21 protein-coding genes are annotated in these 25547 nt (G+C 72.2%); 12 read left to right on the top strand and 9 right to left on the bottom strand.

The genetic code is table 11. The features are described 5' to 3' along the window. Window positions 1-241: 241 nt before the first annotated feature. Together ACSHV8_RS51060 and ACSHV8_RS51055 are read right to left on the bottom strand one after the other, a co-directional pair. Window positions 242-1432: an alanine racemase gene (locus ACSHV8_RS51060; RefSeq protein WP_436527849.1), complete on the bottom strand. Its 1191-nt coding sequence runs from the start codon at window positions 1430-1432 to the stop codon at window positions 242-244. A 79-nt stretch (window positions 1433-1511) separates the two neighbouring features. Further along, window positions 1512-3200: a beta-N-acetylhexosaminidase gene (locus ACSHV8_RS51055; protein ID WP_436527848.1), complete on the bottom strand. Its 1689-nt coding sequence runs from the start codon at window positions 3198-3200 to the stop codon at window positions 1512-1514. Window positions 3201-3276: 76 nt separating this feature from the next. On the opposite strand from ACSHV8_RS51055, the gene ACSHV8_RS51050 reads away from it, so the two are divergent. The 10 genes from ACSHV8_RS51050 (at window position 3277) to ACSHV8_RS51005 (ending at window position 13749) form a co-directional block, all read left to right on the top strand. Next, window positions 3277-4593 carry a helix-turn-helix domain-containing protein gene (locus ACSHV8_RS51050; RefSeq protein ID WP_436527846.1) on the top strand — a complete coding sequence of 439 codons (1317 nt, stop codon included), beginning with the start codon at window positions 3277-3279 and terminating at the stop codon, window positions 4591-4593. After that, window positions 4593-5843 carry an amidohydrolase family protein gene (locus tag ACSHV8_RS51045; RefSeq protein WP_436527844.1) on the top strand — a complete coding sequence of 417 codons (1251 nt, stop codon included), beginning with the start codon at window positions 4593-4595 and terminating at the stop codon, window positions 5841-5843. Before ACSHV8_RS51050 ends, ACSHV8_RS51045 begins: the two co-directional genes overlap by 1 nt. Next, window positions 5843-6223 carry a Rid family hydrolase gene (locus ACSHV8_RS51040; RefSeq protein WP_436527842.1) on the top strand — a complete coding sequence of 127 codons (381 nt, stop codon included), beginning with the start codon at window positions 5843-5845 and terminating at the stop codon, window positions 6221-6223. Before ACSHV8_RS51045 ends, ACSHV8_RS51040 begins: the two co-directional genes overlap by 1 nt. A gap of 631 nt (window positions 6224-6854) precedes the next feature. Further along, window positions 6855-8693, top strand: a complete 1839-nt coding sequence (locus tag ACSHV8_RS51035; protein WP_436527840.1) for a protein kinase domain-containing protein — start codon at window positions 6855-6857, stop codon at window positions 8691-8693. A gap of 134 nt (window positions 8694-8827) precedes the next feature. Further along, window positions 8828-9130 carry an urease subunit gamma gene (locus ACSHV8_RS51030; protein ID WP_436527838.1) on the top strand — a complete coding sequence of 101 codons (303 nt, stop codon included), beginning with the start codon at window positions 8828-8830 and terminating at the stop codon, window positions 9128-9130. Next, complete coding sequence (locus ACSHV8_RS51025; protein ID WP_436527836.1) at window positions 9127-9549, top strand: urease subunit beta; 423 nt, start codon at window positions 9127-9129, stop codon at window positions 9547-9549. Before ACSHV8_RS51030 ends, ACSHV8_RS51025 begins: the two co-directional genes overlap by 4 nt. Window positions 9550-9574: 25 nt before the next feature. After that, the gene (locus ACSHV8_RS51020; protein WP_436527834.1) at window positions 9575-11296 is read left to right on the top strand and encodes an urease subunit alpha; all 1722 of its coding nucleotides are present in this window, start codon (window positions 9575-9577) and stop codon (window positions 11294-11296) included. Beyond that, on the top strand, window positions 11296-11949 hold the full coding sequence (locus ACSHV8_RS51015; RefSeq protein WP_436527833.1) for an urease accessory protein UreF: 654 nt from the start codon (window positions 11296-11298) through the stop codon (window positions 11947-11949). Before ACSHV8_RS51020 ends, ACSHV8_RS51015 begins: the two co-directional genes overlap by 1 nt. Next, window positions 11939-12643, top strand: a complete 705-nt coding sequence (ureG, locus tag ACSHV8_RS51010) for an urease accessory protein UreG (RefSeq protein WP_436527831.1) — start codon at window positions 11939-11941, stop codon at window positions 12641-12643. The genes ACSHV8_RS51015 and ureG overlap by 11 nt, the downstream gene beginning before the upstream one ends. A gap of 215 nt (window positions 12644-12858) precedes the next feature. Next, window positions 12859-13749 (top strand): urease accessory protein UreD, encoded by an 891-nt coding sequence (locus tag ACSHV8_RS51005; RefSeq protein ID WP_436527829.1) that lies wholly within the window; start codon window positions 12859-12861, stop codon window positions 13747-13749. Window positions 13750-13892: 143 nt separating this feature from the next. On the opposite strand, the gene ACSHV8_RS51000 is transcribed toward ACSHV8_RS51005, so the two are convergent. The 7 genes from ACSHV8_RS51000 to ACSHV8_RS50970 form a co-directional block, all read right to left on the bottom strand. Continuing rightward, window positions 13893-14795, bottom strand: coding sequence for a sigma-70 family RNA polymerase sigma factor (locus tag ACSHV8_RS51000; protein WP_436527827.1), 903 nt, complete (start codon window positions 14793-14795; stop codon window positions 13893-13895). Window positions 14796-15001: 206 nt separating this feature from the next. Next, window positions 15002-15253 carry a hypothetical protein gene (locus ACSHV8_RS50995; protein ID WP_436527825.1) on the bottom strand — a complete coding sequence of 84 codons (252 nt, stop codon included), beginning with the start codon at window positions 15251-15253 and terminating at the stop codon, window positions 15002-15004. 283 nt (window positions 15254-15536) lie between these two features. Then, the gene (locus ACSHV8_RS50990) at window positions 15537-17426 is read right to left on the bottom strand and encodes a serine/threonine-protein kinase (protein ID WP_436527823.1); all 1890 of its coding nucleotides are present in this window, start codon (window positions 17424-17426) and stop codon (window positions 15537-15539) included. A gap of 395 nt (window positions 17427-17821) precedes the next feature. Further along, a complete protein-coding gene (cphA, locus tag ACSHV8_RS50985) occupies window positions 17822-20536 on the bottom strand; it encodes a cyanophycin synthetase (RefSeq protein WP_436527821.1) in 2715 nt (904 codons plus the stop codon). Further along, entirely contained in the window at window positions 20427-21314 is an 888-nt protein-coding gene (locus ACSHV8_RS50980) for a cyanophycinase (RefSeq protein ID WP_436527819.1), read from the bottom strand. Before ACSHV8_RS50980 ends, cphA begins: the two co-directional genes overlap by 110 nt. Before the next feature lie 70 nt (window positions 21315-21384). Further along, entirely contained in the window at window positions 21385-22959 is a 1575-nt protein-coding gene (locus ACSHV8_RS50975) for an MFS transporter (protein ID WP_436527818.1), read from the bottom strand. Between the two features lie 62 nt (window positions 22960-23021). Further along, entirely contained in the window at window positions 23022-23570 is a 549-nt protein-coding gene (locus ACSHV8_RS50970; RefSeq protein ID WP_436527817.1) for a winged helix-turn-helix transcriptional regulator, read from the bottom strand. Window positions 23571-23625: 55 nt separating this feature from the next. On the opposite strand from ACSHV8_RS50970, the gene ACSHV8_RS50965 reads away from it, so the two are divergent. Together ACSHV8_RS50965 and ACSHV8_RS50960 are read left to right on the top strand one after the other, a co-directional pair. Continuing rightward, on the top strand, window positions 23626-24132 hold the full coding sequence (locus tag ACSHV8_RS50965) for a PaaI family thioesterase (protein WP_436527815.1): 507 nt from the start codon (window positions 23626-23628) through the stop codon (window positions 24130-24132). Between the two features lie 409 nt (window positions 24133-24541). Then, complete coding sequence (locus ACSHV8_RS50960; RefSeq protein ID WP_436527813.1) at window positions 24542-25465, top strand: endonuclease domain-containing protein; 924 nt, start codon at window positions 24542-24544, stop codon at window positions 25463-25465. Window positions 25466-25547 lie beyond the last annotated feature (82 nt).

Below are 25547 nucleotides of genomic sequence, written 5' to 3'. Positions count from 1 at the left end.
CTCCCCAGATCAACTCCACCCCCGCCACTCCGTTTCCGCACCCCACTTCGCACCGCCCAGCCGCCCCGCACCCCAAGCGGCCCAGCGCCCCCGCAGCCGGAACCCCAGGTCCGTGTCTCCATGGCACCCGGCGTCCAGCGGGCCCCGTCCGAATCAGCCCGTGTCGCCCCACCGGCGAAACCGCTGATCTCAGCGTTCGACGGCGAAACAGGCCCGCCTGCCGACCGAGCCGGAGCAATCCTCAGAAGTAGGTGTGCAGCACATCCACCACCCGCCGCTCCTCGTCCACCACCGGTATCTCGCGCCATTTGTCGAACGCCGTGCACGGGTGGGAGATCCCGAATCGCACCAGATCCCCCGGTGTCACCTCGCTGCCCTCGGCCACCTCCAGATAGGTGTGGTGATCGTTGAGCCGGCTCACCCGCAGCCCGTCAGCCGGCCCGGTCGTCCCGTCCACCCGCCGGACCTCCATCGGCACCGGTAGCCCCTCGTCGAACGGCGCGTCCCGTTTGCCCATCCCGGCCAGCGCCAGCCCCGGTTCCGGCACGGACAGAACCTGCGCCCAGATCTCCAGCGCCGCCGCGAGTGGCCCTTCCTCGGGCACCCTGGTGAACGGCGTCCGTTCCCGGTAGAACCCGTCGTCATGGGTGACCGAGGCCCCGCTGCGCAGAACGAGCCGGGCCCGCTGATCCAGTCCGGCGAGACGATCACCGACCCGGTCGAACCATGCACTGCCGCCGGCCGACACCAGCGGTTCCTCGGATAGCAGTCCGGCCGCCGACAGCCGTTCGAACCCCTCGACCAGCCGATCCAGATAGGCGTCCACCTCGGCCCGGTCGGCGAGCTGCCCCTCGTATCCGGTCACGCCGGCCAGCTCGACCCCAGGGGCGTCGGCCGCGGCTCGCGCGACCTCTTCGAGCTGCTCCAGCGTGCGCACACCGGTCCGTCCACCCGGATGGCCCAGCTCGACGAGCACGCGAGCATTGCCGGCCGCGGCCGCCGCCCGTACGCCGGCAAGGGAATCGATCTGGAAATAGACCTCCCATCCCGCCGTGCTCTCGGCGGCGAGCCAGCTCAGCGCGGTGGGATCGAGCACCTGATTCGCGATCAGCACCCGCTCCACCCCGAGCCGACGCAGCACCAGCGCCTGGTTGGCGGTGGCCACCGTCATCCCCCACGCGCCGGCCCGCAGCTGGGCCTCGATCAGGCCGGGCGCCATGGTCGTCTTGGCGTGCGGGGCGAAATCGAACCCGTGCCGCCGGCACCAGGCGGCCATCGTGGCGATGTTCGCCTCCGCCGCCGCGCGTCGCACCACCAGCACCGGCCAGGTGAAACCTCCGCCGAACAGGCTCGGACGATCCCGTGCGATCTCCTCGGCCGTCCGTGCGCCGTGGGGCAGCCAGAATCCTTTGCTCCGCCAGTCGATGGTCATCCGCGGTCTCCTTCGGTGCTTGTCTCGTCGTTGTCCGCCGGGCTGCTCGCGCCGTCGAGGCAGTCGCCGGCGGCGGCGTTCATGCGGGTTCCCGTTCCAGGTCAGCGGTCATTTCACGCAATTCCGAGAGACGATCCTTGAGCGTACGAGGGTTACCCGGCGCGTCCGGTCGTGAGTCCCACGGCCGGGGCCCGGTCTCGGGTCGATAGTTCACGCCGAGCGCGTCGAGCCGTTCCAGGTGGAGCGGCAGCCGCGCGGAGAAGTCGGTGAAGTCGCGCCCGGGCGGACTCCAGACGGTCTCGGCGAACGCGCAGAGCCGTGGAAAAGCCTGGTAGTCGACGCGCCGCGCGGACTCCATGTGCTCGGTCCAGAGGTTCGCCTGCCCGCCGAGCACCAGCCCGGCCGCGGCTTCGGCCTCGGCCTCGGCCTCGGCTTCGGCTTCGGCTTCGGCTTCGGCTTCGGCTTCGGCTTCGGTGAGGCCGGGCGGCACCGGGTCGAAGGCATAGATGTCGGCCAGCGTAAGGAGTGTGCCCACCGGCGTCGGTTCGCCCGGGTCGTCGGACTGGCGATAGTCCAGGTAGACCGACATATCGGGGCAGGAAACCACCGAATGCCCGGCGCGCACCGCGTGAGCCGCCGGCCCGGGACCGCGCCAGGCTGCGATCACCGCCCCGGCCGGTGCGCCGCCGGCCAGGATCTCGTCCCAGCCGAACACCCGGCGGCCGCGGCGAGCGAGATGCTCGGCCATCCGCGCGGTGAACCAGGACTGCAGCCGCTCGGGCCCGGCCAGTCCTTCCGCCTGGATGCGGGCCAGCGCGGCCGGGCTGTCGCGCCACTCGTCGGCCGGGCACTCGTCCCCGCCGATCCCGATCAGCTCGCCCGGGAACAGGTCGCAGAGATGGTCGAGCACGGCGCGACAGAAGTCGAGGGCCTCGGGGCCGAGGTTGAGCACGTGCGGGGAGATGCCCCAGGAGGTGCGGACCGGGCCGGACCACCCGTTGCCGAGCTCGGGATAGGCCGCGATCGCCGCCTGCATGTGGCCGGGCATGTCGACCTCGGGCACGACGGTGATGTGGCGTTCCGCGGCGTAGGCCACGATCTCCCGCAGATCGTCACCGGAGTAGAAGCCACCGTGGGGCCGGTCGTCATAGCGCTCGTGCTGCCGGGAGCCGAGCATGGTGGACGACCGCCAGGCGCCGACCGAGGTGAGCCGCGGCCGGCCGGGCACGTCGAGACGCCAGCCCTGGTCGTCGGTGAGGTGCAGGTGCAGCACGTTGAGCTTGTGGAACGCGATCAGGTCGATCAGGCGCAGCACGTCGGCGACCGGCATGAAGTGCCGGGCCACGTCGAGCATCACCCCTCGCCAGCCGAAGCGAGGCGCGTCCCGGATCCGCCCGGCGGGAACCGTCCAAGGGCCGTCGGACAGCCGTGCGCGACGTAGCGTGGCCGGGGGAAGCAACTGCCGCAGGGTCTGCGTGCCGTAGAAGACGCCCGAGTCGGAGCCACCCCGGAGGTCGATGCCGGTGTCGTCGATGACCAGTTCGTATTCCTCGGTGGCCAGCGTCTCGTCGACTTGCAGGCGGATGCCGCCGGGGCCGGCCGGCAGATGGCAGCCGGTGGCCGGGCCCAGGGTGCCGCGCAGCCAGGCAGCCACCTCGGTCAGGCCGGGAGCGGCGTCGAGCGGCGTCGCCGCGTCGAGGCGGAAGCCGCCCTCGGCCGGCTCGGCCAGGGCCGGGCGTGGAATGATGTTCGGAAGTGGCTCGCTCATCGGACCTCCTTGACCTGGCGGGCGATGTCCTGCAGGCTACTACGAGCCACATACGAACCACCAGAGGGAGGCAGCGATGACCATCGGAATCGTGGTCCACTCCGGTCAACAGGGCCGTTTCGCCGAGGCGGCGCGCACGCTGACCGGCGTCTCCTTCGCCTGGGCGGTCTACGAGCGGGAGGAGGAGATCCGCGACCGGGTCGGCGATCTGCTGTCCACCGGCTCGCTCGACGGTCTGCTCCTCGGGCTGGTCCCGCACGCCCGGGCGGCCGACCTGTTGCCACCCGGCCTGCCCGTGGTGATCACCCGATCGGCCGCGCTCGACCTGGCCCTGGCCTGGGCGCGCGCCCGGGGCAACGGCTGGCCGGCCACGCCGGTGAGCATCGACACATTCCCCGACGAGACGATCACCGAGGTCGCGGCCGCGCTCGGCCTGGACCGCGCGTCGATCGCCACGCTCCCGTTCCGCCCCGAGCAGCCGATCGCCGAGGTGGTGGCGTTCCACCACGAGCATCTGGAACGCACCGGCGCGCCCTATGTGATCACCGTTCGCACCGGGGTGGCCGCCGCTCTGGACGGGCGGACGGCGGTGCTGCCGGCGATGGCCACGCCCGGCACGATCCGGGCCGACCTGCACGATCTGGTCTCCCGCGTGCGCAGCCAGCAGGCCGACGAGCAGAGGTTCGCCGCCGCGGTCTTCCGCGCCCCGGAGTCCAGCACCCGGGAGGCGTTGCGCCAGACCCTGGCCGAGCTCCCCCAGCTGGCCGACGCGTGGATCGACGAGCACGGCCCGCGCGGGGTGATCGCGTTCGCCCCGGCCGTCGTCTTCGAGACGCTGACCCGGCACTGGGTCAGCCTGCCGCTCGACGAGACGACCGGCTTCCACCGCAGCGCCCCGGGCGGCGACGGTGCCGAGTCGCCACCATCCCTGGGGCCCGCGGTCGGTTTCGGCATCGGGGCGTCCGCCCGCAGCAGCGTCACGCTGGCCGAGCAGGCGGCGGATCGCGCCGAGCGGGACGGCACCGCCGCCGGTTATCTGATCACCGAGGACGGTGTGATGATCGGCCCGATCGGCGCCGCCGGGCCGCCCTTGACCTATACCTACCGGGAGCACGGCGGCCTGGAGGAGGTGGCCGTCCGGGCCGGGTTGAGCGCCGCCACGATGTCCCGGCTCGCCGCGCTGGAACGCTCCCTGGCCGGGCGGCCGATCACCCCCGGCGAGCTGGCCCGCGCGCTCGGGATCACCGACCCGAGCGGTCGCCGGCTCATCCGCAAGCTGGGCGAGGCCGGGCTGGTCGTCGCCGAGGGCAGCGCCCAGCCGCATCACAAGGGCCGGCCCACCCGGCTCTACCGGCTGGCGATCCAGGCCGCCCTGGCATCAGGTGGTGAGTGATGAGGTTCGACCTGCTCCTGGCCGGCGGCACACTGATGACCGCCGCCGGCCCCACGGTCACCGAGCAGCCCGGGGACGTCGGGGTCCGGGACGGGCGCATCGCCGCGGTCGGCCCCGGCCTGCCCCACGACGCACACCGGGTCGTCGACGTCTCCGGTCGGCTGGTCACGCCCGGCCTGATCGACCTGCACACCCACGTCGGGCCGGGCTACTGGGGGATCGACCCGGATCCGGTGGCCTGGCACTCGGGGGTGACCACATGGGTCGACGCCGGGTCGGCCGGCGCGTTCACGCTGGACGGCCTGCGCCGGGTCGCGGCCACGTCCGGCGTCCGGGTGCCCGCGCTGCTCAACATCTCCGCGATCGGCCTCGCCGGGCGCACCGGCGAAAGCCGTGACCTGGGCAACTGTGACGTCCCACTGGCCATCGACACCATCCAGGCGAACCGGGAACTGATCCGCGGCGTCAAGGTTCGCATCGACCGGGAGACCGTCGGTGACAACGGGGTCGAGCCGCTGCGCCGGGGCCTGGCGGCGGCCGAGGCCTGCGGCGTGCCGGTGATGGTCCACATCGGTACCACGCCGCCCGCCCTCGACGAGGTGCTCGACCTGCTGCGGCCCGGCGACATCGTCACCCACTGCGCGAGCGGGATCGCCGCTCCGCTCGGCCCGGCAGTTCATGCGGCGGCCGGGCGTGGGGTGCGGCTGGACATCGGGCACGGCTCCGGCGGGTTCGCGTTCGACGTGCTCGAGGCTCAACTGGCTGCCGGGCTGCGGCCGTCCACGATCTCCACCGACCTGCACGCCCGCTCGCTGTACGGACCGGTCTTCGACCTGCCCACCACGATGGCCAAGCTCCTGGCGGCCGGCCTTCCCCTGCCCGAGGTGATCGCGGCGGTCACCGTCCAGCCGGCCCGGCTGCTGGGCCTGCCGGGCGGGACCCTCGACGTCGGTGCTCCCGCCGACATCGCGATCTTCGACGTACGGGACGAGGAGTTCCCGGTCGTCGACGCGCACCGGCAGGTCCGCACGTCGCCGGTGCGACTGGTCAACGAGGCGACCTACGTGGCCGGCCGGCTGCTCCCGCCACGGCTGCCCGCGCCGCCGCCGCCGTGGATACCGCTCACCGACGCGCAGCGTGCCGCGCTGGACGGCCGTGCGCGCCACCTCCGTGACCTGCTCGCCACACCCCTGGTCGGGGCGGGCGGGCTGGCCGAACAGTTCCCGAGACACCAACCGAGGAGTTCCTGATGCCCAAGCGCGCTGTGATCACCGACAAGGCCGCGCCCGCCGGCGGGCCGTACTCACATGCCGTCGTCGCCGGCGACACCATCTACCTGGCCGGTGCCATTCCCGCGCGGCCGGACGGCACGCGGGTCACGGGCAGTTTCGCCGAGCAGGCCCACGCCGCTTTCGCGAACCTGGCCGCGGTCGCCGAGGCGGCCGGTGCGAGCCTGGACGACGCCGTCCGGGTCGGCGTCTACCTGCGGGACTTCGGCGACTTCCCCGAGCTCAACGAGATCTACCCGCAGTACATCAAGGGTGAGCACCTGCCGGTCCGCACGACACTGCCGGTCCCGCTGGTCGGCTTCGACATCGAGATCGACGCCATCCTCTACGTCGGAGAGTGACCCTCGCACGGCGCCGACCCGGCACGTCCCCGCCGACGCCGGCCTGAACCCGCGACCCGGCGTGGCTGTGGTGTGCAGTCAGTCCGCGGCCACGCCCGGCACGGCTCGGGAGGCCACGCAGCCGACCCGAGCGGCAAGGCCTGCTCAGGGCGGCTCGGCGCGGGCGGCGCGGCTCGGCGGCTCAGCGCGGGCGGCGCGGCTCGGCGCGGGCGGCGCGGCTCGGCGCGGGCGGCGCGGCTCGGCGCGGGCGGCGCGGCTCGGCGCGGGCGGCGCGGCTCGGCGCGGGCGGCGCGGCTCGGCGCGGGCGGCGCGGCTCGGCGCGGGCGGCGCGGCTCGGCGCGGGCGGCGCGGCTCGGCGGCTCAGCGCGGGTGGCGCGGGGCGGTGGCGCGGCACGGCGCGGGGCGGTTCGGCCCGATGCCGGGCGAGGCGGCGCGGTCTGACGTGGGTGGCGCAGGGCGGAGAGGGCAGAGAGTGCGATGAATGCGTGGCAGCACCGTGCGTATGCGGTGGGGAAACGCTGTGCGGGGTGAGGCGCGCGAGGGGTGAGGTCGTGGCGGGGTAAGGGGGTGGGGTTCCGGGACGGGGCGGGAAAGGGGATAGCCGGGGACGGTCCTGGGTAGAGGAAGGCCTATGCCTGATCCCGGAGAGTTGCTCGGTGGGCGGTACCGGATGGACGACCGGATCGCGGCCGGTGGCATGGGTGAGGTCTGGGCGGCGACCGATACCGTGCTGGGCCGCCCGGTCGCGGTGAAGACGCTGCTGGGTGGGCGCGGGAGCGATCCCGGGTTCCTACGGCGGTTCCGGCACGAGGCCCGCACGATGGCCGCGCTGCGGCATCCGGGTGTCGTCGCCGTGTACGACTTCGGGGATACCGAGGACGACGGCGCCTACCTGGTGATGGCGCGGGTCGACGGGCAGCCGCTGAACCGGGTCATCGGTGATCGCGGGCAACTCTCGGTCGGCGAGACCATGTCGATCGTGGCGCAGGCGGGCCGGGCGTTGCAGGCCGCGCACGAGGCCGGGGTGATCCACCGGGACGTCAAACCGGGGAACCTGATCATCGAGCCGGACGGGACGGTGGTCCTGGTCGATTTCGGGGTGGCGCGGTCGGCGAACTCGGTGACCCTGACCGGGGCGCGGGAGGTCGTGGGTACGGCGCTGTACATCGCGCCGGAGCAGGTGTCGAAGCGGACCACCGGGCCGGCGGCGGACATCTACGCGCTGGGCGGGGTGGCGTATCACTGCCTCACCGGGCGGCCGCCGTTCCTCGGGGACAATCCGCTGGCGGTCGCTCTGCAGCACGTCACCGATGAGCCGCCGGCGCTGTCCCGGGACATTCCGCGCCTGGTTCGTGACCTGGTCGGTGTGGCGCTGGCCAAGCAGCCGGAGGATCGTTTCGCGTCGGCCGCCGCCATGGCCGCGGCCGCGGAAGCCGCCGTCGCCGAGGACACCGGACTCCCGCCCGTCGCCGCCACTCTCACCAACATCGCCGCAGGCACCGGAGCCCGGACCGCCACCGCCCGGGAGGCGGCGAGCAGCGTGGCGGCCAACGGCACACACGCCGGTGAAGCCAACGCCCCAGCCACGGGCGAAATGTCGAGTTCCGGCATCCCGGCGCAGGCCAACCGGACGGCCCAGACCAGCGGAACTGCACAGACCACCGGGTCGGCGCAGGCCGGCGGAACAGCACAGACCAGCGGAACAGCCGATGGGTACGGCACGAGCGTGGACCGGAACGCCGCCACCCAGGCCGTCGCAGCCGGCGCGTTCGCCGCTCGGGCCATGGTCGGCGCCCCACGTCTCGACGAGCTTCCGCCCGCCGGCCCGGTCCAGGACGGTCACACGATGGCCGACGGCAGCTTCACCGCGCTCGACGCACCGCCTTTCGGAGCACCGGAGCCCGGCCGCGCAACCAGACCGACCAGGCCCGGAGGCGCACCCGGGACAGCGGGCCCCGGGATCGCGACAGGACCGAGCGCAACCGGATCCCCCGCGATCGCCGACTCACCCCGGCCCACGGGCACTCCCGAGAAGCGCCGCCGCCTCCTGATCATCGCGGCGACCGTCCTGGTCCTGCTCGGTCTGGGCACCGCTTTCGCCCTGGCCGACCCGCTCGGCCTGTTCGGCGACGAGCCCACCGGCGGCACTACTCCGGACACCGGCAACTCGGCTCCGGCGGTCGTGACCAGCCCGACGCGCAAGGGCGACGACAACAAGGGCGGGACCGGCAACAACAACAAGCCCCGCGAGTCGACCACCCCGAAGAACCAGACCTCGACCCGTCCGGCCGCGACCTCCCCGGCCGCCACCGCGACAGCCACGGCGACCGCGACGGCCACGGCGACCGCCACCCCGACCGAGGAGCAGACCACGACGGCCCCGACCCCGACATCGGGGGAGAGCGCGGCCGGCGACAACAGCGGCCCGGGCAGCAACAACAGTGGTCCGGGCAACAGCAACGACAACTGATCTCCCGCGCCCTCACCCGGCGTGCGGCCGTTCCGTGTTTTGATCACTGTGGCGTCATAACAGAGAAACACGGAACGGTTACACGTCGGAAACTTCCAAATGCAAGCATCTCCGGGCGCACCCAGGAGGTTCCTTTGTTCCTCAGCCAGCACGAGCAGGACCGACTGCTCATCCACGTGGCTGCCGACGTCGCCCAGAAGCGGCGTGACCGTGGGCTCAAACTGAACTACCCCGAGGCCACCGCGATCATCACCGCCTTCCTCCTGGAGGGGGCCCGCGACGGCCGTACCGTCGTCGATCTGATGGATGCCGGCCGGCGGGTGCTGACCCGCGACGACGTTCTCGAGGGCGTGCCCGAGATGCTCGCCGAGGTGCAGGTCGAGGCCACGTTCCCGGACGGCACGAAGCTGGTCACCGTCCACGGGCCGATCTCATGATCCCCGGCGAGGTCTTCTTCGGCGCCGGCGAGATCGAGATCAACCCCGGCAGATCAACGACCAACTTGACGGTACGGAACACCGGCGACCGTCCGGTGCAGGTCGGCTCCCACTTCCATTTCGCCGAGGCGAACGCGGCCCTGGAGTTCGACCGCACCGCCGCCTGGGGTCACCGGCTCGGTATCCCGGCCGGCACCTCGGTCCGTTTCGAGCCGGGCATGCCGCGCGACATCGTGCTGGTCCCGCTGGCCGGCAACCGGATCGTGCCGGGCCTGCGCGGCCTGGCCGGCGGCGTGCTGGACGCGCTGCCCCCGGCGGCCGACCCGGATCCGTCCGACATCGAGCCGGCCGGTTCTCTCGACGAGGACACCGGTGAGGCGCAGCCCAACGGCGACAACGGGAACGGGAGCCCACGGTGACCGGCGTGGCGATCGGAGAAACGGCATGACCTCGTCCCTGGAACGCAGCCGGTACGCGGCTCTCTACGGACCGACCACCGGCGACCGGATCCGGCTGGCCGACACGAACCTGCTGCTGGAGATCGAGGAGGACCGCAGCTCGGGCCCGCACCCGGGCGACGAGGTGGTCTTCGGCGGTGGCAAGGTCATCCGCGAGTCGATGGGCCAGTCCCGGGCCACCCGGGCCGAGGGCACCCCGGACACCGTGATCACCGGTGCCGTGGTCGTGGACCACTGGGGCATCGTCAAGGCCGACGTCGGGATCCGCGACGGCCGGATCGTGGCGATCGGCAAGGCCGGCAACCCCGACACCATGGACGGCGTGACGCCGGGCCTGGTCATCGGCGCCAGCACCGAGATCATCGCGGGCAACGGCAAGATCCTCACGGCCGGGGCGATCGACAGTCACGTGCACCTGATCAGCCCGACCATCCTGGACACGGCGATCGCGTCCGGCATCACCACGATCATCGGTGGCGGGACCGGTCCGGCCGAGGGCACGAAGGCGACCACCGTCACCCCGAACTCGTGGCACCTGGCCCGGATGCTCGAAGCTCTGGACACGTACCCGATCAATGTCTTGCTTCTCGGCAAGGGCAACACCATGTCCGAGGAGTCCATGTGGGAACAGCTGCGCGGCGGGGCCGGCGGTTTCAAACTGCACGAGGACTGGGGCACGACCCCGGCGGCGATCGACGCGTGCCTGAAGGTGTGTGACGCCTCCGGTGTGCAGGCCGCGATCCACACGGACACGCTGAACGAGGCCGGTTTCGTCGAGGAGACGATCCGCGCGATCGGCGGCCGATCCATCCACGCCTATCACACCGAGGGCGCCGGGGGCGGGCACGCGCCGGACATCATCACGGTGGCCTCGCACCCGAACGTGCTGCCGTCGTCGACCAACCCGACCCGGCCCTACACCCGCAACACCCTGGCCGAACACCTCGACATGCTGATGGTCTGCCACCACCTGAACTCGGCCGTGCCGGAGGACCTGGCGTTCGCCGAGAGCCGGATCCGGCCGTCCACCATGGCCGCCGAGGACCTGCTGCACGACCTCGGGGCGATCTCCATGATCGGCTCGGACTCGCAGGCGATGGGCCGGGTCGGCGAGGTCATCCTGCGGACCTGGCAGACCGCGCACGTCATGAAGGCGCGGCGCGGCGCGCTGGCCGGCGACACCCAGGCCGACAACAACCGGATCAAGCGCTACGTCGCGAAGTACACGATCGCGCCGGCCATCGCCCACGGAATGTCGGCCCAGGTCGGTTCGATCGAGGCCGGCAAACTCGCCGATCTCGTCCTCTGGGATCCGGCATTCTTCGGCGTACGTCCATCTCTGGTCCTCAAGGGTGGAATGATCGCCTATGCCCAGATGGGGGACGCCAACGCCTCCATTCCCACACCGCAGCCGATGCTTCCGCGGCCGATGTTCGGCTCCTACGGTGTCGTCCCGGCGCAGACCTCGGTCGCGTTCGTCGCCCCGGCCGCCATCGACGCGCTGCTCAGCGACCGGATCGGCGTGAAACGCGCGCTCGTCCCGGTCGGTGACACGCGATCGGTCGGCAAGGCCGACATGCCGCTCAACGACGCGATGCCGCGCATCGAGGTCCGGGCCGACACGTTCGAGGTGCGGATCGACGGCGAGGTCGTCGAACCCGATCCGGTCACCGAACTGCCGATGGCGCAGCGGTACTTCCTGTTCTGATGGGTCTCGCCACACTTCTGCTGCTCGCCGACGGGCGGCTGCCGTCCGGAGGTCACGCGCACTCGTCCGGCCTGGAGGCCCAGGTCGCGGCCGGGCGGGTGCGGGACGTGGCGTCGCTGGAGGGTTTCCTGCGCGGGAAACTGGCCACCGGCGCGCTCGTCTCCGCGGCGTTCGCGGCGGCCGCCTGCACGCCGTCGGCGGACCTGGCCGCACTCGACGCCGGGCTCGACGCCCGGACACCGTCGCCCGCGCTGCGGAAAGCGTCGCGGGCGCAGGGGCGGGCGCTGCTCCGGGCCGGCCGCGCGATGTGGCCGGCCACCGCCACCGCGGCCGTCGGACGAGACCCGCATCAGCCGGTCGCCCTCGGGGTGATCGCGGCCGCCGCCGGACTCACCGCCGCGGAAACCGCGGTGGCGGCCGCGCACGGCACCGTCACCGGACCGGCCAGCGCGGCCGTCCGGCTGTTAGGACTTGACCCGTACGCGGTGCACGCGCTGCTGGCGCGGCTCGCACCCGAATGCGACCGGATCGCGGAACTCGCCGCGAAACGGTCCGGCGACCCGGTCGACGAACTGCCGGCCGCGGGAGCTCCACTGCTCGACATCGGCGCCGAGCACCACGCCACCTGGGAGGTGCGTCTCTTTGCATCCTGAACTGCACGAACACGGCCCCGATGAGGTCCCGCACACGCACCCCGATCCCGGCGTCGACCCGCACGCGCCCCTGCACAGCGGCCCCCGGGCCCTGCGCATCGGCATCGGCGGTCCCGTCGGCTCCGGCAAGACCGCCCTGGTCGCGGCCCTGTGCCGGGCACTCGGCGACGAGCTGCGGCTCGCCGTCGTGACCAACGACATCTACACCACCGAAGACGCCGACTTCCTGCTCCGCAACGGGGTCCTCCCGGCCGAACGGATCCGCGCCGTCGAAACCGGCTGCTGCCCGCACACCGCGATCCGCGACGACATCTCGGCCAACCTCGACGCCGTCGAAGACCTGGAGGCGTCCCTCGGCCCGCTCGACCTGGTCCTGGTCGAGAGCGGCGGGGACAACCTGACCGCCACGTTCAGCAAAGGCCTCATCGACCAGCAGATCTTCGTGGTCGACGTCTCCGGCGGCGACAAGGTCCCGCGCAAGGGCGGCCCCGGCGTCACCACGGCCGACCTGCTCGTGATCAACAAGACCGACCTGGCGCCGCTGGTCGGGGCCGACCTGTCGGTGATGGACCGGGACGCGAAAGCGCGCCGGCACGAACTGCCGACCGTGTTCCTGTCGCTGGCCGAGGACAAGGCGGCGACACCGGTCGCCGAGTGGATCCGGGGCCTGGTGGCGGCCCGGGTGCCGGCCTAGACAGACCCTCACCCCTCGGTGGATCTTGGCGGGCTCCGGTTGATCTCGGCCCAGCCCGCCAAGATCCACTCCAATGCGGCCCCCACCCGCCCAGGGGGGCGACCCAAGAACCATTATCCCCGATCTCGCGGCCCAGCGCCGAACCCCTGTGGACAGACTCCCAGTGTGGACAACTCCCGGGCCGGCCCGGACGGAGCTATAAATGGAGCGCTGGCGTGAAGGCTGAAGCAAGGGTCGTCGCCGAATCGGACGGCCTCGGCAACACCCGGCTCACCGTGTTGCGGGGGCAGTCACCGCTGCTCCTGCGCCGGACAGGGCCGCGCTCGACCGGCGGTGTCACCGTGCATCTGGTCGGCGGAGCCGCGGGCCCGTTGCGCGGCGACGAGTTGCGGCTGGACATCGAGGTCGGTCCGGGGGCCCGGCTGGAGATGCTCAGTGTTGCCGCGCAGCTCGCCCTTCCGGGGCGTCCGGCGCCGGCGTCGCGGTTGACGGTCACCGCGACGGTCGCGGCGGGCGGGTCGCTGCGCTGGCTTCCGGAGCCGCTGATCGCCGCCGCGGGCTGCGATCACGTCGCGATCACCCGGGTCACGGTCGAGGCCGGTGGGTCGCTGCTGTGGCGCGACGACCTGGTCTGCGGCCGGCACGACGAGGATTCCGGCGACTTCGTCGCTGACACCCTTATCCGGTACGGCGGTAGCACGCTCTACCGGCACGAACTCGCCGTGGGCCCGCGCGCGCCGGGTTGGAACGGTCCGGCGGTGCTCGGCACCGGCCGCGCGATCGGCACGGTCATCACGGCCGGCCCAGGCGCCACGGCCGGCCCGGGCGCCACGACCGGCCCGGACGCCACGACCGGCCCCGGCACCGCGACCACGAACCCCGCCGGCGTGACCGCGCACCCCGGCTCCGCGACCACGAGCCCGGGCTCCGCGACCGCGGGCGTGGCCGGGCCGGACGCCGCGGTGATGCCGCTGGCCGGTCCGGGCCTGCTGGCCACGGCGGTCGGTGCGGACATCCGCGCGGTCCGGGCGGCGCTCGACCCGTTCTGCGCCGCGCACCCGTCGGCCCACCTGCCCGCACCGGCCGCACTCCTGGTCCCGGCCTGACCCTCGCCCGGCCGGCCCGGCGCTCGGCGCCCCGCTGCTGTCGACTGTGCCCTTTTGGTCGCGCTCATCGCCGTACGCAAATCGGGTTGGAAATGGCGAAGGGCGGACCGCAACCGGTCCGCCCTCCTGGTGTTCCATCGGTCTTATGCCGCTACCGCGATCGGCACCCCATGGCTGTCGGTCAGGGCCAGCCGGGTGTGCAGATTCCCCTGTTGCTGAACCTTCGCGAAATACTCGCTGCGGCGCCTTTGCAAACATCCCTTTCGCGTACGGGGCCCGCCGGCCGCCACCGTCAGCAACTCCGGTGCGAGCGAGCTGTTCAGGCCCTCCCGCAGCAGCCGCAGCGCCTCGGTGCGCAGCTGGGAGATCCGTGACTCGGTCACGCCGAGTCGCTGCGCCACCTCGCTGAGCGGCTGCTCCTGCAGGAACGACTCCTCCACGACCTGGCGCAGCCTCTCCGGCAACGCCTGGATCGCCTGATGCAGGTAGCCCAGGCGTTCCCGCTTGAGCAGCAGATCCTCCGGCCCCTCGGACAGCTCCGGCACCATCTCCTCGGCCGCCCCGGTCGGGAAGCCTTGCAGGCTGAGCAGTGATGCCTTCTGCACGTCGTCCTCGACGCTGGCCAGTTCGGAGACTCCGATGCCGAGCATCTCGGCGACCTCGGCGTCGCTCGGGGTGCGCCCGAGGGCGGCGGTGAGCTCCTGGCGGGCGGTGGCCGCGCGCCGGGCCCGGGCCCGCACCGATCGGCTGGCCCAGTCCTGGCCACGGAGTTCGTCCAGCAGAGCACCACGGATCCGCACGGCGGCGAAGCGGTGGAAGGGGATTCCGCGGGTGACGTCGAAGGAGCGGGCCGCTCCGAGCAACGCCGCGAAACCTGCTGACGAGAGGTCGTCCGAGTGGACGTGGCCGGGCACCCGGTTGAGCAATTCCCTGACCAGATGGCCAACCATCGGCATGTGTTCGCGGATCAGGTCCTCGATGTCGCGCCCGGAGGGCACGTCGTGGTGGATGCCGATGGTGGCGGGGAGTTCGGTCGTGAGGGTCACGTAGTCCTCCTCGCTCGTACGAACCGGCTGGTGAAACCGGCTGACGAGAAGAAGACTGGTGGCCGTCGGGTGCAGCGGCGGCGGAACTCGGTTGCTTTTGTGGAGTTTTTTCACATAAAGCCTCAGGTCAACGGCTGACCCGGGCCCGGAGACGCGACGATCCGCTCCGACCGCGATGGTCGAGCGGATCGTTGCCGTTCAGGGGATCAGTGCAGGACCGGGGCGCGCATCATCACGACCTCGGCCAACTCCGTCTGCACCCAGCGCATGCGGCGGACGGCCACATCGGGGTGGTCACCGAACTCGGTGGCCACGCCGGCGGCGCATCCGTCGCTGCCGTGCCGGAGGATCATGGTGGTGATCGCCTCCTCCACGGCGACCCGGCTGGGGTCCTCGGACGGCTGCAGACACGAGACGAACAGCGCCTCGGCTGCCAGATCCTTCACAGTGCTGATCATTGTCGAACTCCCCGTTGCGACGACCTGCTTGGTTGTCCGGCCGGCACTCGCAGCCCACAAATCCATCATCGCCGCGAGTAGCCCACCGGTCGGCAGCCACGCCGTGCGAAAGTCACCGCAGTCCCGGCTGAGGACCGGGGGCGGAATCGAAGCAGAGCGCCTGTCGTTCTCGTCTTCACCGTAACGCGGCGAGCGCCGGGAGAACCTCTGATTTTTCCGGCTCGACCCTTGTGTACCCAGCATCGGGGCGGGCAATCACGCCCGGCCCCGATGCTGGATCACGTCAGCAGTCGATGTCCTCTTCGCAGCCGATGACCGAGGTGCCCGGCGGTGGCGGCGTGTCCGAGGTGATCGGGTCGCTGACCGTCGCCGACTGGCTGGGCGGCGGGAACGACGGCGGCGGCGGCTCGATGCTCTTGGTGACCCCGCCGTCCGGCGACGGCGACGTGCTCGTCCCGGTGTTCGGCGAGCTGCTCGTGCCGCTGTTCGGGGTGCTGCTCGTCCCGCTCTTGGGCGTCGCGCTGGTCGGCGTGATGACCACGATGCCGTGCGGGTCGACCGAGATGCCCGGCACCGGGGACTCCGACGCCGGGGCGCCGAGCCGGGTGGTGCCGTCGGCGAGCTGCTCGACCGAGCGCGACGGCTCGCCGGGCTCGCTCGACACGTACGTCTGGCAGCTCTTGCCGTTGAGCTGGAAGATCATCGGCGCCGCGTTGCTCTTGGTGTAGCGGCCGGTGATCTCCAGCGTGGTGTTCTGCTGCGGCTTCAGCACGGCCGCCGACTCGACCGTGACGGCCCGGTTCTGCTGGGTCAGCACGACCGTCTTCGGGTTGGAGAGCACCTGGTCACCCGACATCAGGAACCACAGCTTCCAGTCCTCCACCGGCTGGTCGCCGCGGTTGGCCAGGATCACCTGGGCCTTGAACCGGTTCTTCTCCTGGGAGAAGACGGCGTAGCTGACGATGCAGTTGCCCGCGGCCGGGACCACGGCCGGGCCGGTCACCGCGGTGTTGGCCTGGCTCTTGTCGGTCGGCGGGGCGGCCAGGCTCCAGCCGTAGGTCAAGCCGCTGAGCAGGGCCATGGTTCCAAGAACAACCAGGACCCTTCGCGTACGGACCTGCTTGCGGCTGCGGGCCGGCGGCCGCGAGTCCTTCGGCGCGGACGGAGCGCCCGCCCCCGGGCGCAGCTGCGGCACCGCCTGCTCGGAGGCGTACGACGTGGCCGCCGCGGCCGGTCCCATCCCGGCGTACGGATACCCGGACGGCAGGATCGTGGTGTCCTCGCCGCTGTCCCCCCAGTCGGCCTGGTAGCCGCCGGACTGGGCCACCGGGGCACCGGCGGCGATGATCGCCAGCACGTGCGCGACCTCGGCCGTCGGCGGCCGGTCGGCCGGGCGCTTCTCCAGGCAGCGGCCGACCAGGGCGTCCACCTCGTGCGGCAGGCCCTCGACGGGCGGGAGCGGCTCGGGTTCCACGTACTGGTGGGCGCGCAGCAGCGCGGTGGTGGTGCCGACGTCCCACGGGAGCTGGCCGATCAGCATGCGGTAGATCAGCAGGCCCACGGCGTAGACGTCGGTGGCCGGGCTGACCTGGCCGCCCTCGAGACGCTCGGGCGCCAGGTAGGCCGGGGTGCCGAGCAGGCTGCCGTCCGGGTCGGTGTCGTTCTCCCCGATCAGGGCGGAGATGCCGAAGTCGACCACCTTCGCCCCGGACGAGGTGAGCATGACGTTGGCCGGGGTGACGTCGCGGTGCACGATCCCGCGCGCGTGCGCGGCGGCCAGGGCCGCGGCGACGTCGGCGCTGATCCGGACGGCGGCGTCCCACGGCATGGTGCGGACCCGGGCCAGCACGGCGGCCAGGGACTCGCCGTCGACGAGTTCCATGACGACGTACGGCACGGGTTCACCGTCGACCGTGGTGGCCTCGCCGTAGTCGTACACGTTGGTGATGTGTGGGTGACTGAGCCGCGCCGCGGCCTGGGCCTCCGCTCGCAGTCGTCGCCGGAACGAAGGATCGGCACTGGTGGACGGTGGCAGGACCTTGACCGCGACCTGACGCCCCAGCACTTCGTCGAACCCTCGCCAAACCACTGACATCCCGCCGGCTCCGAGGCGCTCGACCAGCCGATATCGACCGGCGAGCAGACCCGAACCGGGCAGGTCCGTCGTGCTCATGTGCCCCCACATGCGCGCTTCGAGGAAAAACGCCGGACCGCACCGCCATGCTGACCGACGCCGGGCGAGTCGGGACCCGACCAACGGATCCTGAGCATCCCCCATCGACGGCGAGGATGTTAGTACCTATAAGGCGTTAGTTCGACCCACGCACCATGCGATCTACCAGGCACTCATCACACTGAGTTGGATCAGCCGAGCGGCGCGTAGAGCTGGCCGAACGGCCAGGAAAGCGCTTTCTGTTAACAATCCGTCACGGTCCGCCACGACCCCACTGAGGGATTGCCCGCTTCGTCGGAACTTGCGGTTTCAAGTTTCACGTCGGTCCACGATGGAGCCATACACGACCGGTCAGGTTTCCGCTACGCAGAGAGATCATGAATGTCCATGATCTGTCACACTGCTTGACCCGTTCGTGGGCTCGTGGTCAGGTTTCGCGCGAGTTGCGGTGTGGCACGAATCGCGGGTGAGATCGGGATCACCGGATGGGCGCCGGCCGGAATCGCACCCAGCTCGCCGAGGAACGCCCGCATCGGCCCCCACTTCTCGTAGTTCACCAGCAGAACCTCGCCCGGGGCGGTCATCGCCAGCGCGGTCGTCACCGCCTCCCGGAAGCCGTCCGCCCGGACCGCCCGGATCTGCGGCCGGCGGGCCCGCATCTCCCGCTCGACGAGCGCCGACACCTCACCGGCGGGACGCCCCCGGGTGTCCCGGTCGTCGTAGAGCACGGCCCGGGTCAACCCGTCGGCCAGGATCTGCGCGGACGCGGCCAGCAGGTCGTCGCGGCGGTCCGGGGGCAGCGTCACCGCGGCCACGCAGCGGTCGGCGCCCCACAGCCGGTGCAGCGTGCGCAGGGTGGTGGCGAGCGCGGCCGGGTTGTGCGCGTAGTCCAGGAAGATCGAGACGTCGCCGAGCCGCAGGAGCGTGCCCCGGCCCGGGTTGTCGATGTTCGCGTCGAACTCGCTCAACCGGCCGGCCACGGTCTCCGGGCGGGCGCCCAGCGCGCGGGCGGCGGCGATCGCGGCCAGCGTGTTGGCCGCGGTATGCAGGGCGGCTCCGCCGTACGCGCCGGGCACCTCGGCCAATCGCAGCAGCGGCGTACGGCGAGCGCCGGTGGCCTGGACCAGCCAGCCGTCGTGCAGGACGTACGCCGTCCCGCCCTGCCCGAGATGCTCGGTCAGCACCGGATGCGACGCGTCCAGCCCGAACCAGACCAGGCGCTTGCGGTCGGCCCGCACCCGGGGCCGGGCGGCCAGGCTGCGCACCCACGGGTCGTCGGCGTTCAGCACCAGCGTGCCGCCGTCCCGGACCCGCTCGGCGACCACGGCCTTGACGTGGGCCAGGTCCTCGATCGAGCCCAGCCCGTCCTGCCCCAGGTGATCGGCGGTGATGTTGGTGACCACGCCGACGTCCGACCAGTCGTAGCCGAGACCGCGCCGCAGCAGCCCGCCCCGGGCCGTCTCCAGCACCGCCACCTCGACCTGCGGATCGCCCAGGACCTGCTGCGCCGACCGCGGCCCGGTGGCGTCGGCCAGGTGGACCGCGCGGCCGTCCACGTACACCCCGTCCGTGGTGGTCACCCCGACCCGCCGGCCGGCGCCGCTGAGCAGATGCGCGGTCAGCCGGGCGACCGTGGTCTTGCCGTTCGTGCCGGTCACCGCGACGGTCGGGATCCGCCCGTCCGAGCCGCCGGGGAACATGGCCCGGACGATCGCGTCGCCCACGTCCCGGGCCCGGCCGCGCGCCGGGGCCAGGTGCATCCGCAGCCCGGGGACGGCGTTCACCTCGATCACCCCGGCCGTCGGCTCCTCCTCGCCGGTCGGTGGCAGCGGCGCCGCGATCTCCGGCAGCCGTAGATCGATCCCGGCGATGTCCAGCCCGACCAGGGCGGCCACCCGCTGGCAGAGCCGGGTCACGTCCGGGTGCACCTGGTCGGTGACGTCCCGGCTGGTCCCGCCGGTGGAGAGGTTGGCGCACTCGCGCAGCCAGACGGTCTCGCCCTCGGGCGGAATCGCGGTCTCGTCGAACCGGGCCCGGTCCAGCGTGATCCGGGTCAGCACCCGTGAGTGCCCGACCCCGCGCCGCGGATCCGCGTTGACCTGGTCGACCAGCTCCTTGAGGGTGGACCGCCCGTCGCCGACCACGTGCGCGGCGATCCGCTCGGCCGCGGCCACCACCTCGCCGGCCACCACCAGCACCCGGTAGTCCCGGCCGCCCAGCTGCCGTTCGACCACGACGTCCCCGCCCGCCTCGGCGAACGCCCGCTCGACCGCCTCGGGCGTGCTCAGGCCCAGCGCGACGTCGCGCCCGTGCCGGCCGTGGCGGGGCTTGACCACGACCGGGGCGCCCAGCTCGCCCAGCAGCCGGACCGCCTCCTCGGCGGTGGCCGCCGCTCCCCCGGCCGCGACCGGGATCCCGGCCTCGCCGAGCAGCCGCCGGGTGACGTGCTTGTCGCCGGCGATGTCGATGCCCACCCCGCTGGTCCGGTCGGTCATCGCGGCCCAGGCCATCCGCCGCCGGGTGCCCCAGCCGAGCCGGACCAGGCTGAGATCGTCGAACCGCTCGACCGGGATGCCCCGGCGCCGGGCCGCCGCGATGATCGCCCGGGTGCTCGGGCCGGTCGCCTCCCGCTCGGCGAACGCGGCCAGCTCGGCCAGCCGCGCGTCCGGCCGCCCGCTCACCTGTCCGGCGTGCACGGCCAGGACCAGGTCGACCGCCGCGTCCAGCAGCTCACCGGGCACGCGGGAGTCGGGCGACTCGTCGACCGGGCACTCCAGGATCACGTCGTAGAGCCCGCTCTCGCCGGCCGAGACGGTCCGCCCGAAGCTCACCTCGCGGCCGATCAGCTGGGACAACTCCAGGCACACGTGCTCGGTGACGTGGCCGAAGTAGGTCCCGCCCCGCAACCGGCTCACGAACCCACCCGGCGCACCGGCCGCGCAGTGGTGCTCGGCCAGCCCGGGCAGCGCCCGCAGCAGCCGCTCGGTGAAACCGGTGACGTCAGAGGTCTCCCGGCCGGTCAACTCCTCCAGCCGGAGCCGGGCCACCACCGCCGGCCGGGACAGGTACACGTTCGGGCCGCGGAGGCGGCGCAGGCTCTCGATCTTCATACGAGTCGTCCCCGATCCCCGGCCGCCGGCCGGTCAGGTGGAAGGTGTGGCCGGCCGGCAGCACGTGGACCAGTGCGCCGGCCAGCGCGATCGGGCCGCTCGGCGGGACCCGGATGTCGGTGGCCGCCCCGGCGTCGACGACCGTGACCGCGCCGCTGCCGAGTACCTCGAAGCGGTCGCCGTCGGTCAGGATCGCGGTGTCCTCGTCGATACCCAGGCCGAGCTCGTGCGGATACCGGGCGACCGCGCTGAGCAGCCGGTTCAACCGCCCGCGCTGGGCGAAGTGCTGATCGATGAGCACACCCGGAAGAAATTCAAGACCAGGACCGGTGCGTACGGCGTCAGCGGACACGCCCGGCTCGTCCCCGCCGACGATCATGGTGGCCGACATCATCGCCGCCCCCGCACTCGTCCCGCCGAGCACCACCCCGCCGCCGGCCACGAGTTCCTGCAGCAACGAGTCGGTGGCCGTGCCGCCCAGCACCGTGGTGATCCGCTGCTGGTCACCACCGGTGAAGAAGACCCCGGTGGCCGCGCGCAGCACCGCCGTCGCCCCGGGTGCGTTGGCCTCGGCCCGGGTGCTCAACCGCAGGGCGCGAACCGAGCCCGCGCCCAGTGCGGTGAACGTGCCGACGTAGTGCGCCTCGGCGGTCTCCGGGATCTCACTGGCGGTCGCGATCACCACGATCCGGGCCGACGCGGCCCCGGCCAGCTCCACGAACCGGACGAGCAGCGCCGGTCCGGCCGCGCCTCCGATGATCAACAGCCGGGCGTCCACCGCGCCTCCTCAGCAGAGAACCCTTTCGGGCCACTGTTGAGGTTAATCGGAACAAAACCGAAACATCCGGCTAATCGGAATGCTTGGCGGGCAGCAGATGGCGGACCGCCGGCGGGCCCTCGGCCAGCGCGATCGCCCGCTGCTCGGCCTGCTCGTCGTCGCCGGTCAACCGGCCCTCGTGCTGGCGCAGGTGCTCCTCCCAGGTCGGCACCAGGTAGACCTCGACGAACTCGGACGGCACGGCGCCGTCCTGGAACAGGCCCCACTGGGTCGCGCCGGTCCGCTGCCGGGAACCCCGCAACTCCTCCATGGCCGCGACGAACTCCGCGGTGTTCGCCGCCGGGACCGAATAGGTGGCCGAGACCAGGACCGGGCCCTCGTCCAGGTGCGGTTGCAGCATGAGATGCGGTTCGGCCCAGAAGACGGCGGGCGAACGGTCCTCGTCCTCGTGGGTGTGGACGGGCCACAGCCGTACCGTCAAAGTGCCCGCCAGCATCAAACCCGCCGCCAGCCCGAAGGTCGGCCGGAGGCCGAAGGCCTCGGCCGACTGCCCCCAGGCGAACGCGCCGAGCGCCTGCCCGCCCGCGAAGACCAGCTGGTAGATCGCCAGGGCCCGGGCGCGGACCCAGTTCGGCAGGTTGAGCTGCATCGCCACGTTCATCCGCGACACCAGCATCATCCAGGCCAGACCGGCCACGACGAGCGCCGGCGGGACGACCAGGCGGCTCGGGACCAGCGCGGTCAGCAGCAGCGCGACACCATAGGCAGAACCGGTCACGGCGATCATCTGGTCGGTCCGCAGCAGCTTCCGGGCCCGGGGCATCAGCAGCGCGCCGCCGATCGCGCCGAGACCGAGCGCGGCCAGCAGGATGCCGTAACCACTGGCCCCCATCCCCAGCTCCCGGCTCGCGACCAGCGGCAACAGGCCCCAGACGACGCTGCCGGGCAGCACGAACAGCAGCACCCGGCCGAGAATCCGGCGGATCACCGGCGACCAGCGGACATAGCGGCCACCGGCCCGCAGCGCCGACGCGAAGTGCTCGGGACGGCTCACCGGCGGCTTCCTCGGACGCCGCCAGCGCAGCAACGCCACCGCGAAGACCGCGAACGACAGCGCGTTGACCCCGAACACCAGGGCCGACCCGAACTGGGCGACAAGCAGGCCGGCCAGCGCCGGACCGGCCGAACGGGCCAGGTTCGTGTTGACCGCGCCGAGCGCCGACGCCGACGGCAGCTCGTCGTGCGGCACCACCTCCGGGATCACCGCCTGCCAGGACGGCAGCGTCAGCGCCTGCCCGCAGCCGAGCAGAAACGTGAAGATCAACAACGTTCCCGGGCCCGCCTCCCCCAAGGCCGTCAGAACGGTCAGGGTTGCTGCGATCAAAAACAGACTCAGCTGTACGGCGATGAGCAGCCGACGCCGATCCAGGGCGTCCGCGATCGTGCCGGCCGGCAGCGCGAACAGCAGCACCGGCAGGGTGGTGACCGTCTGCACCAGACTGACCCAGGTCGCCGCGTTCGCCTCGTGCACGACCAGCCACTGGGCGCCGACCGTCTGCATCCAGGTGCCGACATTGCTGGCCAGGACGCCGATCCAGAGAGCGCGGAAGACCGGCTCCCGGAGCGGGGATCGATTCTCGGACACCCTCAGCAACTTAGATCTCTGCGCCCGGTCGCCCTCGCTCAGGCCGGACTTACCTCGGCGTTTTACCTCCGCCGCGCTCCCGGGCCCGGCCGGGGCAGGACGTCGCGCCGGTCGGACACCTCGTGCCCCTCGGCGCAGCGGAGCTCGACGTGCAACTCGGCCGTACAGTCCCGATGGACGAACTGGATCGGCGGGCCCTCCGGATCCGCGAGATACCGGTTCCCCCAGTCACCGAGGGCGATCAGCACCGGATAGAGGTCGAACCCCTTCTCGGTCAGCCGGTACTCGTGGCGGACCCGGGCGCCCGGCTCCTGATACGGCTCCCGGCGCAACACCCCGGCCTCCACCAGCGCGACCAGCCGATTGGCGAGCACCTGGCGCGGAACCCGGGTCCGCACCCGCATGTCGTCGAACCGCCGGATCCCGGAGAAGATCTCCCGCAGCACCACCATCGTCCACTTCTCGCCGAGAATCTCCATCGCCCGGCTGACGGTGCAGTTGTCCACGCCCCAGTCGAGCGCTTCCGGCCGTGCCGACCCCTCGGCCTGCACCGCTGCCGGCACTCCTGCCTGCGTTCCTGTCGGTGCTCCTGGTGTGACATGTCCGACCATCGGCCCAGGCTAGGTCTCGTTGACAGACGCAGCAACCCGATGCCAGCCTGGGTCCATGACCCAGACCCAGGCCCGCTCCCGTACCTTCACCTGGACCGACCCGGCCGAACACGCCAAGCTCTTCATCGAGCGCAGCGGCCTGGACGTCCTGCGCGCCATGGCGGCCGGCGACGTCCCGCCCCCGCCGATCTTCCAGCTCATCGACGGCCACCGCCTCCAGGTCGAGCCGGGCACCGTCACCGTCACCCTCGACCCGCAGGAGTTCCACTACAACCCGATCGGCACCGTCCACGGCGGCATCATCTCCACCCTGCTCGACACCGCCGCCGCCTGCTCCGTCCAGACCACGCTCCCGGCCGGCGTCGGCTACACCAGCATGGACCTGAACGTGAAGTTCCTCCGCCCGATCACCGTCGCCACCGGCCTCATCACGTGCACCGGCGCCGTCCTCCAGCAGGGCCGCCGCACCGCCCTGGCCGAAGCCCGCCTCACCGACGCCCGCAACCGCCTCCTGGCCCACGCCACCTCCACCTGCCTCCTCTTCGACCTCCCCACCCCCTGACCAAACGCCCCTCCCCACCGGCCCGGCGCTCAGGTCCCCCCAACCCCCAGCCGGCCCCTCCCCGAGCCCCCACCAGCCGCCGACAGCCAGCTGGCACTCACGGCTGCTCCTGAGCCCGCAAGCAGCCACCAGCACCAGCCGCGGACAGCCAGCTGGTGCTCACGGCTCCACCCAGCGGCAAAAACAGCCACCAGCGCCAGCCCGCAACCCCCAGCTGGCCCTCACGGCTGCTTTCAAGCCCGCAAGCAGCCACCAGCACCAGCCGCCGAGAGCCAGCTGGCGCTCACGGCTCCGAACGGGTCGCCACGGTCCGGGCGGGGCTCATGGCTGTGGATACGGCGGCCGGTGAGCCGGCGGGTTGTCCACAGGCCGGAAACGGCGACGGCGCGAATCGCGCGATCCTGTCGCCGTGACTCCCGCCCTGTCCTCCACCCCGGACGAACTCACCAGGATCCCGTTTCGCGGCTCGGTCGCGATAGCCGAAGGCCGGACAACCAGAGGCGCCCTACGCGGCAGCGCCTGGCGACGCCTTCTCCCCGACGTGTACGTGCACCGTGATCTGCCGATCGATCACCGCGTCTGGTGCGCGGCGGTCGGGTTGGCCCTACCCGCGGGCACCGCGATCGGCGGCCCCAGCGCCGCCCATCTGTGGGGTGCCGAGCTGCTCCACCCGGATCCCCCGGTGTCCGTGGTGGCACCCCGGGATCGATGGACGAAGCGGAACCGCCGGATCATGACGCACCACACCGTCCTCGCTCCGGAGGACCTCACCGTTCTCAGCGGCGTACCGATCACGACACCCACGCGCACCGCATTCGACCTGGGCCGGCGCCTGTCGCGGACCGATGCGGTGATGCTGATCGACGCGATGCTTCGCGAGCGGACCCTGCAGGCCGAGGCGGCCGCCGGATTGGCGCGACAACGTCCCGGATGGCCCGGAGCAGCGCGGCTGCGTGCGGTGTTGAGTCTGGCCGACTGCCGGGCCGAGTCACCGATGGAGACGCGGCTGCGCCTCCTGATCCACGATGCCGGAATCGCTCGTCCCCAACCTCAGTTCGAAGTCCGCGACCACCTCGGAAGGTTCGTCGCCCGGGTGGATCTCGGCTGGCCCGCGGCCCGCGTGGCCGCCGAGTACGAGGGTGATCACCACCGGGAACGCACCCAGTTCCGTCGCGACGTCCACCGGCTGAACGCGCTGCGCGACGCGGGATGGACGGTTCTGCGCTTCACCGCGAACGACGTACTCCGGGCCCCGCACAAGACCGCCCTCACGATCGCCACCGAACTCGCCCGGCACCAGCCGACCCTCACAACAGCCCCCAGCACCAGCTGACCACCCACAGCTGGCACCCACGGCTGCCGAAGAGCAGGCGACACAACCCCCAGCACCAGCTGACCACCCGCAGCTGGCACTC

This window comes from Actinoplanes sp. HUAS TT8 (genome assembly GCF_051380535.1).
Taxonomy (GTDB): Bacteria; Actinomycetota; Actinomycetes; order Mycobacteriales; family Micromonosporaceae; genus Actinoplanes.
Note: the sequence above shows the minus strand (reverse complement) of the source record. Positions and strands in the feature narration are given on the sequence as shown.